The organism is Pseudomonas moraviensis subsp. stanleyae (genome assembly GCF_036283065.1).
In the GTDB taxonomy this organism is placed as follows: Bacteria; Pseudomonadota; Gammaproteobacteria; order Pseudomonadales; family Pseudomonadaceae; genus Aquipseudomonas; species Aquipseudomonas stanleyae.
Genome location: NZ_JAADJI010000014.1, coordinates 169354 through 182152, shown reverse-complemented (window position 1 = coordinate 182152; position 12799 = coordinate 169354). Strand labels below are relative to the sequence as shown.

Genomic DNA, 12799 nt, shown 5'->3' with positions numbered 1-12799 from the left:
TTCGTTATGACCGTTTACGCAATCATCGGTGGCACCGGCCTGACTCAGCTCGACGGCTTGAGCATTCGTCAGTCGCTGGCAGTCGATACCCCGTACGGCGCGCCTTCGGCCGAAGTGCAGATTGGTGAATATGCCGGCAAGGAAGTGCTGTTCCTCGCCCGCCACGGTCACCCGCATCGCTTCCCGCCGCACAAGGTCAATTACCGCGCCAATCTCTGGGCGCTGAAGCAGGCCGGTGCCGAAGCGATCATCGCCGTGAATGCAGTGGGCGGGATCCACCCGGCCATGGGCACCGGGCATTTCTGCGTGCCGCACCAGATTGTCGACTACACCAGCGGGCGCGAGCACACCTATTTCGCCGATGATCTGGAACACGTCACCCACATCGATTTCAGCTTTCCCTACAGCGAGCCGTTGCGCCAGCAACTGATTGCCGCGCTCGCCGTCGAAGGTTGTGAGTACAGCGATCAGGGCGTGTACGCCTGCACCCAGGGACCGCGTCTGGAAACGGTCGCCGAGATCGTGCGACTGGAGCGTGACGGCTGCGACATCGTCGGCATGACCGGCATGCCGGAAGCAGCGCTGGCGCGTGAGCTGGATCTGGATTACGCCTGTCTGGCGCTGGTGGTGAATCCTGCAGCCGGCAAGACCACCGAAGTCATCACCATGGCTGAAATCGAGCAGGCGCTGCACGATGGCATGGGCAAGGTGAAATCAACCTTGGCCCGGGTGCTGGCCAGCTAAGGACTGTCCATGAGCATTTTCATCGAGCGGCTCAAAGGGCTGGCATGGACCCACGCATTCAGTGGCAAGGCGTTGGCCAAGGCCCGCGCTTATGCCGCCGATGACCGGGTCGAGATCCTCGAGATCGATGACAAGAAGATAGAGGCGTTCTGCGTCGGTTCTCACCCCCAGACGTATGCGCAAAGCATTTACCTGTCCGAAGATCGGCTGGGCTCGGTAAACCTGCGTTGCCTGTGCAGCTGTCCTGTTGCAATCGACTGCAAGCACAGCGCAGCGGTGCTCTATCACCTGCTGGGCACTGGCGAGGATGCGTCTGGAAGTGACGCGCAGACCTCATTGGGACGAGCGCTGGAGCATTGGCTTTCAACGATTCCCGTGCCGGCCGCGCCTGCTGACGAAAGCGCGCAAACCGCAGGCACGCGTCTGTTTTACAAGCTCAAACCGACGTCTGCCAACGGCAAGTGGCTGCTCGATATTTTCAAGGTCTACCAGCTCAAGAGCGGCGAGTTACGCGAAGTAAAACCGATGTATTCGCTCTCGGAAATGCTCATGCGCCAGCCCGGCTACCTGGCCGATCTGGATCTGCGCATCGCCAGGCTGCTGGTCGCCATGCATTCCCATCACGCCTATTACAGCGGCTATCCGCTGGAAGGCAGTAGTGGTGCCGAACTGCTGGAAATGCTCCTGCGCACCTCGCGCCTGTTCCTCGACTTCGAAGACTTGCAGCCACTGACGCCGGGGGCGAAGCGCGTGGGCGAGTTCGCCTGGGCCGAACAGGCTGACGGCGGGTTCCGCGCGCAGTGGAGCAGTGCCGAAGCCGCGCAGGAAACCGTGCTGGCGCTGGAGCCGCTTTACTACATTGATCGCGAGCAGCGCCAGGTTGGCCCGCTGTTCACTGAGCTGGAAGAAAAACTCGCCTGCCACTTGACCCTGGCTCCTGACATTCCGGCGCGTCAGGCCATGCAGTTCAGCCATCGCATGAGCGCGACGACCAGAATCCCGCCGCCACACAAACTCACCGAACGCATCATCGATGACGTGCTTCCGCAGCCGCAACTGACCCTCGTCAGCGGCCGGGAGCGCTCGCGCTGGGAATACGTGCTGGAGCACCGCGCCGCTCTGCTGTTTACCTACAACGGCCATCCGGCGGTGGATCGCAACCCGGAAGTAATGATCCTCAACGGCAGCGAGACCCAGCGCATCCAGCGCCAGCCGGCGCTGGAAAAGAAGCTGCGCCAGAACCTGCAAAAACATGGCCTCAAGAAAGCCACGCGCAAGAGTGCAATGGATCGTCCCGGCGAGATGTTTACCTTGCCGGATGATTCCGCCTGGCTCGGATTCATGCACGAAGGGCTTGCCACGCTGCGCGCCGCAGACTGGAAAATCGAGATCAGTCCCGGTTTCCATTTCAATGTGCAAGCGGTTGAGCAGTGGTACGCCGAGGTCGAAGAAGAGGCTGGGCATCAGTGGTTTGATTTGCAGTTGGGCATCGTCGTCAACGGTGAGCGCTACAGCTTGCTGCCGATCCTTTTGCATCTGTTGCGCACGCAGCCGCGCTTGCTCGACCCGGTCAATCTGGCGCAACGCAGCGATGACGAAAAACTCCTGATCGAACTCAAGCCCAGCGGTTTTGGCGACCCGGCGGGCGCCAAGGTCGCGTTGCCGCTGAGTCGGGTCAAACCGCTGATGGCGACGCTGGGCGAGTTGTACCTGGGCGGACATCAGGGCGATGCGCTGCGCTTGACCGCTCCCGACGCCGCGCGCCTGAGCATGCTCGATGGCGTGCCGCTGGATTGGCAGGGCGGCGAACGCCTGCGGACCTTTGCCAGGCGCCTGCAGAATTCCAGTCACGCCCACGTTGCTGCGCCGGCCGGCCTCAATGCGCAACTGCGCCCTTATCAGCTCGAAGGCCTGAACTGGATGCAGACCCTGCGCGAGCTGGAAGTCGGCGGCATTCTTGGCGATGACATGGGCCTGGGCAAAACCCTGCAGACCCTGGCGCATCTGCTTACGGAAAAACATGCCGGGCGCCTGGACTGTCCGGCACTGGCGGTGATGCCGACCAGCCTGATTCCGAACTGGCTCGATGAAGCCGAGCGCTTCACGCCGCAGTTGAAAGTGCTGGCGCTGCACGGGAGCGGGCGGCAGAAGGACTTCGCCAATCTTGCCGAATACGACTTGGTGCTGACCACTTACGCATTGCTGCCCAGGGATCTGGAAACCCTGCAGCCGCAGGCCTGGAGCGTGTTGATTCTCGACGAAGCGCAGAACATCAAGAACCCGCTGAGCAAAGCCGCGCAGGCCGCACGTGACTTGCAGGCCCGTCAGCGCTTGTGTCTGAGCGGCACGCCACTGGAAAACCACCTCGGCGAGCTATGGTCGCAGTTCCACTTCCTGATGCCCGGCTGGCTTGGCGACAGCAAATCCTTCAATCGCGATTACCGTACGCCGATCGAAAAGCACGGCAATATCCAGCGCATGCAGCACCTGACGGCGCGCATCAAGCCGTTTTTGCTGCGGCGCAAGAAGGATCAGGTGGCCACGGAGCTGCCGCCGAAAACCGAAATCATCCATTGGGTCGAGCTCAGCGATGGTCAGCGCGACGTCTATGAAACGGTGCGCGTGGCGATGGACAAAAAGGTCCGCGACGAAATCGCCCGCAGTGGCGTGGCGCGCAGTCAGATCATCATCCTTGATGCGCTGCTCAAGCTGCGTCAGGTGTGCTGCGATCTGCGCCTGATCAACATGCCGCTCACGGCCAAGGCGCTGCGCTCGGGCAGCGGCAAGCTGATCAGCCTGATGGAAATGCTCGAGGAATTGCTCGGCGAAGGTCGGCGGATTCTGCTGTTCTCGCAGTTCACCTCGATGCTGGCGCTGATCGAGCAAGAGTTGCAGCAGCGCGGGCTCGGCTATTCGTTGCTGACCGGCGACACCACCGACCGGCGCACGCCGGTCAAGAATTTCCAGGGCGGCAAGGTGCCGTTGTTCCTGATCAGTCTCAAGGCCGGCGGCACCGGTCTGAACCTGACGGCGGCGGACACGGTGATTCACTTCGATCCGTGGTGGAACCCGGCGGTGGAGAATCAGGCGACTGATCGGGCGTATCGCATCGGCCAGAACAATCCGGTGTTCGTCTACAAGTTGATCGCCAAAGGCACCGTCGAGGAGAAGATCCAGGCGTTGCAGCAGGAGAAGGCTGCGCTGGCGGGGGCGGTGCTTGAGGGTGGCACGACGGGTGGATTCAAACTCGAACAGAGTGATATCGAGGCGTTGTTTGCGCCGTTGCCGGTTTCCAGAGGTTGAAGGTTTTGAACCGCAGTGGGGCCATTCGCGAGCAGGCTCGCTCCCACATTGGATCTCGAGCGAATCTGGGTTAATTGTGGGAGCGAGCCTGCTCGCGAAAGCTATCTGACGAGCGACGACGAGTTCAGCGCTTGTCGATCTTGTCCGGCAACGGCGCAAACAGCGCTTCAATATCATCGCTCTGCAACTTCCAGTCCCCGGCCTTGCGCCCGTCCAGCACGCCTGCTGCGAGGTCAGATTTTTCCTTCTGCAGGTGCTGAATTTTCTCTTCCACCGTGCCCCGGGCAATCATCTTGTAGACGAACACCGGGTTTTCCTGGCCGATGCGATACGCACGGTCGGTGGCCTGATTCTCGGTCGCCGGGTTCCACCACGGATCGTAGTGAATCACCGTATCGGCTTCGGTGAGGTTCAAACCGACACCGCCGGCCTTCAGGCTGATCAGAAAAATCTGACGCGTGCCGCTCTGGAATTCCTTCACCGGGGTGCGCCGGTCACGGGTCTGGCCGGTGAGCAGGGCATAGGCAATCTTGCGTTTTTTCAGTTCCTCTTCGATCAATGACAGCATCGAAGTGAATTGCGAGAACAGCAGAATCCGCCGACCTTCCTCGAACAATTCCTCAAGCATTTCCATCAGGCTGTCGAGCTTGCCCGAAGTGCTGCCGCGCGCGGGCAGAGTGGCGTCGTTGACCAGACGCAGGTCGCAGCAGACCTGACGCAGCTTGAGCAGCGCTTCGAGGATGATGATCTGGCTGCGCGCCACGCCTTTGCGGGTGATCTCGTCGCGGACTTTCTTGTCCATCGCCAGGCGCATGGTCTCGTATACGTCGCGCTGCGCTTCATTGAGTTCGACCCAGTGGATGATCTCGGTTTTCGGCGGCAGCTCGGTGGCGACCTGCTCTTTGGTTCGGCGCAGCAGGAACGGTTTTATCCGACCGTTAAGGTGTTGCAGTCTGACTTCACTGCCGCGTTTTTCGATCGGCACGCGGTAATCGGCGTTGAAGCTTTTCACGTCGCCGAGCCAGCCCGGCAGCAGGAAGTGGAACAGCGACCAGAGTTCGCCCAAGTGGTTTTCCAGCGGCGTGCCGCTGAGGCACAGGCGCTGGCGTGCGTTCAGGTCGCGCGCGGCCTGAGCGGCTTTGCTGTTGGGATTCTTGATGTATTGCGCTTCGTCCAGCACCAGCACGTGCAGGGGCTGTTTGGCCAGACGCTCGACGTCTTTTGGCAGCAGGGCGTAGGTGGTGAGGATCAGGTCGAAGTCGGTCAGATTGTCGAAGTATTTCTTGCGCGTGGCGCCATACAGCGCAAGCACTTTCAGCTGCGGGGTGAAATGCGCCGCCTCATCGAGCCAGTTCGGAATCAGGCTGGTCGGCATCACCACCATGCACGGGTGATCGAGGCGTCCGGCGTTCTTCTCGCTGAGAATATGCGCCAAGGTCTGTAGGGTTTTGCCCAGGCCCATGTCATCCGCGAGAATCCCGCCGACTTCCAGTTGTCGCAGCGATTGCATCCAGCTCAGGCCTTCGAGCTGATACGGGCGCAGCGTTGCGTTCAAGCCTTGCGGCGCTTCGGCGCTGAAATCGCGGATGTCGCGCAGGCGCTGAGCGAAGGTGCGGATCTGCTCACCGCCTTCCCACAACAGCGGCAGGCCCTCCAGCGAATTCAGCCGGGTGGCGTCAGCCTTGCTCAGGCGCAGCGTTGTTTCGCCCGGCTCCTGCAAATAGAACTCGCCCAGCGTCATCAGTACCGGCTTCAAGCGACCGAGCGGCAGCGCCACTTGCAGCGGGCCATGCTCGCTGGTGCGTTGCGGAATGTTGACCAGAATCAATTCGTCATCGCGACGGCGGGCGAGGCGTTCCGGGTTGAGGATCTCGGTGTGCGAGCGCATCAGATTGAGCAGGATCGGCAGCAGGCTCAGGCGTTCGCCGTTGACGATAATGCCCAGTTCCAGATCGAACCAGTCGCGCTCCGGCGCCTGTTCGACGGTGGCGTACCAGTCGTCGACGGCGGTCAGGTCGAAGCCGAATTCCTCATCGATCTGCAACTCCCAGCCCTGGCTGCGCAACTTCGGCAAGTCATTGAGAGTGAAGGTCAGCCAGGCGCTGTCGTTGACCATTTCGTAGAGTTCGCCGGCGCTCTCCGGTAGGGCTTTGCTTTGCCGGGTGGCGATGCGGAAACCGAGGATGCGCAACTGCTCGCGGTAGGACTGTTCGACATCCGGGTGGCGTTTTATCCGCAGGGTCTGGGCTTCTTGGCGGATCAGGATGTCGCTGTGCTTCTGCCCGCTGACGTATTCGTCCAGATAGCTGAACGACAGCGCCGCGCGGTGTTGAATGTAACGCTGCATCTTGCCGTTGCGCGGCTCGAAGGCGCTGAACTCGACACTGGCCAGCCAGAGGCGGGGCACCGGTTGCACGTTGTCCACCAGCACTTGCGGTGGCGCTTTCGGGCTGCGGTTTTCCAGCACGGCCTGGAGTTTCTCCAACAGCTCGGCATCTTTCACGGCGGCGGGGTAGTCGAGGGTTTCCTGGATTTTCAGCAGCACCGCTGCGCAATGTTTGCAATTGCTGCGCACCGGGCAGGTGCAGGAGGCGTCGACCAGCAGCAGGGTGGCTTTGGCTGACTCGCGCAGATGGATGGTCTGCCGGTAGACACTGCCGCCAGAGCCTTCGCAACTGGCGGTGATGGTCGCATCGCCGACCTGGGCGATGCGCACCCGATTCTCCAAAGCGTAGCGGCGGCCGCGCTCCAGACTCTGTTCTTTGAATCGGCTGACCCACGACGGGGCCAGCGGTTTGCTCAGGGGCGGCGGCATAAGGACTTCGATCAGTCCGGCACGACTTCAGGCGCTTCGCGAGGCGCTGGCGCGGTGAGGGAAGTGATCTTGATCAGCAGGGCCAAGTGGCCGTTGTCGAGGTAATTGAGCTGGCCGTTCTTGGTGTGGCTGTCCTGACGCAGACGCTCGCTGGCGGTGACCAGACCATTGGCGTCGATCTGATTGACCCAGAAGTCGGCGGTCACGTCGGTGAAGCGGCCGAGCTTCATTTCCAGCGTGCCCTCGATCGGGAACTGGCCGAACTGCTCCTGACCTTCACTGACCGCGACTTTCGCTGGCGCTTCGCCTAGCGTCTGCTGCCAGGCTTTATGCATCAGCACGGTGTACTCGCCGCTGGCGGTGAGTTTGCTCACAACATCATTGAGCGCCGGCGTGCGCTGGCTGTCGTTGCCCAAACGCTGGGCGCCAGCGGCCCAATCTTCCGGCGCGGCGCGGCTGACGATGGCCGGGACGGCATTCTGGCGCACCAGGATCATTTCGACCTGATACGTGTCATCGGCAAACGCCGCTGGAGCTGCCACTGTCATCAAGAGCGAGGCAAGCAACAAAGTCAGAGAGCGAAACAGGCGCATCGGGCGTCCTTCAAGCGGATTTCGGGATGAGGCGCTCAAACAGCGCCTCGACAGTATTGAAACGTTCTTCCGGGCGCTCCATCGGCACCTGGAATTTGAACATCGTTGCGCCTTCGAACTTGTAGCGTTTGGGCTGCGTCTGGATCAGCTTGATCAGCGTCATCGGATCAACCGGCGTCTGCGCCTCGAACTCGATGCGTCCGCCTTGCGGCCCGCCGTCGACTTTCTTGATGCCGAGCTTTTCCGCCTGCAGTTTCAACGCAGTAATCCGCACCAGATTCTTGGTCGGCTCCGGCAACAGGCCGAAACGGTCGATCATCTCGACCTGCAGATCCTTGAGGCCTTCCTCATCGGTGGCCGAGGCGATGCGTTTATACAGAATCAGCCGCGCGTGCACATCCGGCAGATAATCTTCCGGAATCAGCGCCGGCACCCGCAGATTGACCTCCGGGCCGCCGCCAAGCGGTTGATCGAGGTTCGGCTGTTCGCCTTTGCGAATCGATTTCACCGCGCGCTCGAGCATTTCCATGTACAGGGTGAAACCGACCGCCTGAATCTGGCCGCTTTGGCCATCGCCCAGCAGTTCCCCGGCACCGCGGATTTCCAGGTCGTTGGTGGCCAGGACGAAACCGGCGCCGAGGTCCTGGGTATTGGCGATCGCTTCCAGACGCTTTTCCGCATCCGAAGTGATCTGCTGGCGCGGCGGCGTCAGCAGGTAGGCGTAAGCCTGGTGGTGACTGCGGCCGACACGACCACGCAACTGGTGCAGTTGCGCCAGGCCGAATTTGTCGGCGCGCTCGATAATGATGGTGTTGGCGCTCGGCACGTCGATGCCGGTCTCGATGATGGTCGAGGCGATCAGCACGTTGAAGCGCTTGTGGTAGAAGTCGCTCATCACCTGTTCGAGTTCACGTTCGCGCATCTGCCCGTGGCCGATACCGATGCGCGCTTCCGGCACCAGTTCGGCGAGGTCGGCGGCGCATTTCTCGATGGTCTTCACATCGTTGTGCAGGTAGTAAACCTGACCGCCGCGCAGCAGTTCGCGCAGCAGCGCCTCTTTGACCGTGCTCTTGTTCTGTTCCATGACGAAGGTGCGCACCGACAGGCGTCGCGCCGGCGGCGTGGCGATGATCGACAGATCGCGCATGCCCGATACCGCCATGTTCAGCGTGCGCGGAATCGGCGTCGCGGTCAGGGTCAGGATGTCGACTTCGCTGCGCAGGGCCTTGAGCTGTTCTTTCTGGCGTACGCCAAAACGGTGTTCTTCGTCGATGATCACCAGCCCGAGGTTTTTGATCTTGACGTCGTCGGACAGCAGCTTGTGCGTGCCGATGACAATGTCGATCTTGCCCTCCGCCAGATCGGCGATCGCCGCATTGACTTCCTTGGCCGACTTGAAACGGCTCATCACTTCCACCGTCACCGGCCAGTCGGCGAAACGGTCGCGGAAACTGTTGTAGTGCTGCTGGGCGAGCAGGGTAGTTGGCACCAGAATTGCCACCTGACGCCCGCCGTGCACGGCGATGAACGCGGCGCGCATGGCCACTTCGGTCTTGCCGAAACCGACGTCGCCGCAGACCAGGCGATCCATCGGTTTCGGCGCGAGCATGTCTTCGCGCACGGCCTCGATGGTGGCCTGTTGGTCTGGGGTTTCTTCGAACGGGAAACCGGCGCTGAACGTAGCGTAATCGGCCTTCGGGTCGGCGAAGGCGTAACCTTCACGGGCGGCGCGACGGGCATAGATGTCGAGCAATTCGGCGGCGACGTCGCGCACCTGTTCGGCGGCTTTGCGCTTGGCTTTCTGCCAGGTTTCCGAGCCGAGACGATGCAGCGGCGCGAGCGAATCGTCGCTGCCGGTGTAACGCGCGATCAGGTGCAGGTTGGCCACCGGCACGTAGAGCTTGGCGTTCTCGGCGTATTCGAGGGTGAGGAATTCGGCAGCCTGGTTGTCGATTTCCAGAATCGTCAGGCCCAGGTAGCGGCCAACACCATGGTCGATATGCACCACCGGCGCGCCTTCGCGCAGCTCGGTAAGGTTCTTGATTACCGCATCGTTGCTGACGTCGCTGCGCTTCTCGCGACGACGGCGTTGCATGACCCGTTGGCCGAACAGTGGACTTTCCGCGACCAGCGCCAGTGCCGGGTCGTCGAGCATCAAACCTTCGTCGAGCGGGGCGATGGTGATCGCCAGACGATCCTTGCTGGCGACGAAATCCGGCCAGCTGTCGACGGTTTTCGGCCGCAGCTTCAAGCGTTCAAGCAGTTCCAGCAGGACCTCGCGACGACCCGCCGATTCAGCGGTGAACAGCACGCGACCGGGGAATTCTTCGAGGAAACCGGCCAGTGCCGCCAGCGGTTGCGTGGCTTTGGCTTCGATGGCCAGATCCGGCAGCGCGTGCGCCGGGAAGCGTTCTCGGCCGACGCCGCTTTCAACGTCCTGCTGACTGGCGACGACCCGTGGCCAGTTCTTCAGGCGCGCGAAGCAGTCTTCCACCGGCAGAAACAGTTCGGCCGGTGGCAACAAAGGACGCGAAGGATCGACGCGGCGTTCTTCGTAACGGTTGCGCACGTCGTTCCAGAAGTTTTCCGCCGCCTGCTCGATGCCCGGCAGCGAGAACACCTGAGTGTCCTGGGGCAGGTAATCGAACAGCGTCGAGGTTTCGTCGAAGAACAGCGGCAGGTAGTACTCGATACCGGCCGGAGTGATGCCGCTGCTCAGGTCCTGAAAGATCGGGCAGCGGCGGAAGTCGACGTCGAAGCGCTCACGGAAGCGCGCCTTGAAACGGGTGACCGCGTCTTTCTGCAACGGGAACTCGCGGGCCGGCAGCAGCTTGACCGACTCGACCTTGTCGATCGAACGCTGGGTTTCCGGATCGAACGTGCGCAGGGTTTCGATTTCGTCATCGAACAGGTCGATGCGATACGGCAGTTTGCTGCCCATCGGGAACAGGTCGATCAGCGCGCCGCGTACGGTGAATTCGCCGTGCTCATACACCGTGTCGACATAGCGATAGCCGCTGGCTTCGAGCCGCGCGCGCATTTGTTCGACGTCGAGCTTCTGGCCGATGTCCAGCACCAGACTGCTGCCGAGGAGGAATTTGGTCGGCGCCAAACGGTGCAGGGCGGTGGTGATCGGCACCACCAGCACGCCGTGAGCCAATTCCGGCAAGCGATAGAGGCTGGCGATGCGCTGGGAAATGATGTCCTGGTGCGGCGAGAACAGGTCGTAGGGCAGGGTCTCCCAGTCGGGGAAATGCAGCACGGGCAAATCCGGGGCAAAGAAACTCAGCTCCTGTTCCAGCCGTTCGGCACTTTGGCTGTCGGCGGTCAGCAGCAGGGTAAAGCGCTTGGCAGCGCTGGCAGCCTCGGCAATCGCCAGGCTGAGGGCGGCACCGGGCAGATTGCCCCAGTGCTGTTTACCTGCTTCGGCAGGGAGTAGCGGTAGACGCAGAACAGGCACGGAAGGTTGAGCTCCAGGCGTTGCGACAAAGTCGGTAATTGTAGCGGCCTCCGGTGCCGCCTGTCAGTTGCAGACTGCGTCTATCTTCACGGTTTGGACGAAATGTAGTGGTAACCATAAAAACGAGCACTTTTTTCATGGTTATGTAGTGCCGAAACAGGGTGGTGTTACGGAGGGTTACAGACATCGTCTAACAGTCGTCGAAAAATTGACTGCGCTGAAAGGCCCGGTTTTACTGGGCTGGAGAAGGGCGTAAATTTTTTGAACGGGATTTTGTCAGCAATTGCGCGACAAGCGCGCATTGCTGAAAGGGCTTGTCGGCGGCATAATGTAGCCCCTTTTTTCTGCCCCTACATGTGGAAGGTTACCGTGACTCAGAAGCCCGACCAGTGTCTTGGTGAATGGATCGACCGTGAAGCACTCGCAGAAGCGATGATCCCGCTTATCGGTCAGCTCTACCGCAATAACAACGTGGTTAGCTCGATCTATGGCCGCAGCCTGATCAACCAGTCTGTCATCGCGATTCTCAAAGCTCACCGCTTTGCTCGCCACCGTTCTTCCGACGACAGCGAACTCTCCGTCCACGAAACATTCCCACTGCTCAAGGCCATGAGCGAGCTCAAGCTCGGCGCGGCGTCGGTGGATCTGGGCAAGCTGGCGTTCAAATTCCGCAACGAAGGCAACGGCCGCAGCGCCGAGCAGTTCGTGCGTGAAGAGATGGCTGACGTGGTTGGCCAGCAGAACGCCTCGGCCCGCAAAGGCACCGACGTTGTTCTGTACGGCTTCGGTCGTATCGGCCGTCTGCTGGCGCGCATCCTCATCGAGAAAACCGGTGGTGGCGACGGCCTGCGTCTGCGCGCCATCGTCGTGCGCAAAGGCGCCGAGAACGATCTGACCAAACGCGCCAGCCTGCTGCGTCGCGATTCGGTACACGGTTCGTTCAACGGCACCATTACCATCGACGAAGAAAACAACACCATCACCGCCAACGGTAACCTGATCCAGGTGATCTACGCGAAGAACCCGACCGAGGTGGATTACACCCAGTACGGCATCAAAGACGCGCTGCTGGTGGACAACACCGGTGTATGGCGTGACGCCGATGGCCTGGGTCAGCACCTGGCCTGCCCGGGCATCGACCGAGTTGTTCTGACGGCGCCTGGCAAGGGCAAGCTGAAGAACATCGTTCACGGCATCAACCACGGTGAAATCACCGCTGACGACAAGATCGTCTCGGCTGCTTCCTGCACCACCAACGCCATTGTGCCGGTGCTTAAAGCTGTGAACGACAAGTTCGGCATCATCAACGGTCACGTTGAAACCGTTCACTCGTACACCAACGACCAGAACCTGATCGATAACTTCCACAAGGGCGATCGCCGTGGCCGCAGCGCCGCGCTGAACATGGTGATCACCGAGACCGGTGCCGCTACCGCTGCTGCCAAGGCACTGCCTGAGCTGGCCGGCAAGCTGACCGGTAACGCAATCCGCGTTCCGACGCCAAACGTGTCGATGGCTATTCTCAATCTCAACCTTGAGAAAGCCGCCACCCGCGAAGAGATGAACGAGTACCTGCGCTACATGGCGCTGCACTCCGAGCTGCACAAGCAGATCGACTTCGTCAATTCGCAGGAAGTGGTGTCGACCGACTTCGTCGGCTCGCGTCACGCCGGTGTGGTCGACGCTGAAGCGACGATCGTTCAGGACAACCGCGTCGTTCTGTATGTCTGGTATGACAACGAGTTCGGCTACAGCTGCCAGGTGGTTCGCGTGATGGAAGACATGGCTGATGTGAATCCGCCAGCGTTCCCGCGCTAAGCCTCAGGCTTGAATGAAAACGCCCCGGCATTTGTCGGGGCGTTTTTGTTTGTGGGCCTGTTGAAT

At 61.0% G+C, this 12799-nt stretch carries 6 protein-coding genes; 3 read left to right on the top strand and 3 right to left on the bottom strand.

Going from position 1 to position 12799, the window contains the following annotated elements:
• Positions 1–6 precede the first annotated feature (6 nt).
• On the top strand, positions 7–744 hold the full coding sequence (locus GXB78_RS24680; protein ID WP_329517384.1) for an S-methyl-5'-thioinosine phosphorylase: 738 nt from the start codon (positions 7–9) through the stop codon (positions 742–744).
• A gap of 9 nt (positions 745–753) precedes the next feature.
• Positions 754–4047, top strand: a complete 3294-nt coding sequence (locus GXB78_RS24675; protein ID WP_329517383.1) for a DEAD/DEAH box helicase — start codon at positions 754–756, stop codon at positions 4045–4047.
• Between the two features lie 124 nt (positions 4048–4171).
• Here GXB78_RS24675 and GXB78_RS24670 read toward each other — a convergent pair whose 3' ends face one another.
• From GXB78_RS24670 to mfd, 3 genes are read right to left on the bottom strand one after another with little or no spacing between them, the layout of a single operon-like run.
• A complete protein-coding gene (locus GXB78_RS24670; protein ID WP_329517382.1) occupies positions 4172–6862 on the bottom strand; it encodes a DEAD/DEAH box helicase in 2691 nt (896 codons plus the stop codon).
• An 11-nt stretch (positions 6863–6873) separates the two neighbouring features.
• Positions 6874–7455, bottom strand: a complete 582-nt coding sequence (locus tag GXB78_RS24665; protein WP_329517381.1) for a CsiV family protein — start codon at positions 7453–7455, stop codon at positions 6874–6876.
• Between the two features lie 10 nt (positions 7456–7465).
• Positions 7466–10915 carry a transcription-repair coupling factor gene (mfd, locus tag GXB78_RS24660; RefSeq protein WP_329517380.1) on the bottom strand — a complete coding sequence of 1150 codons (3450 nt, stop codon included), beginning with the start codon at positions 10913–10915 and terminating at the stop codon, positions 7466–7468.
• Positions 10916–11269: 354 nt separating this feature from the next.
• Between mfd and GXB78_RS24655 the strand changes: the two genes are divergently transcribed.
• On the top strand, positions 11270–12733 hold the full coding sequence (locus GXB78_RS24655; RefSeq protein WP_016775482.1) for a glyceraldehyde-3-phosphate dehydrogenase: 1464 nt from the start codon (positions 11270–11272) through the stop codon (positions 12731–12733).
• Positions 12734–12799 lie beyond the last annotated feature (66 nt).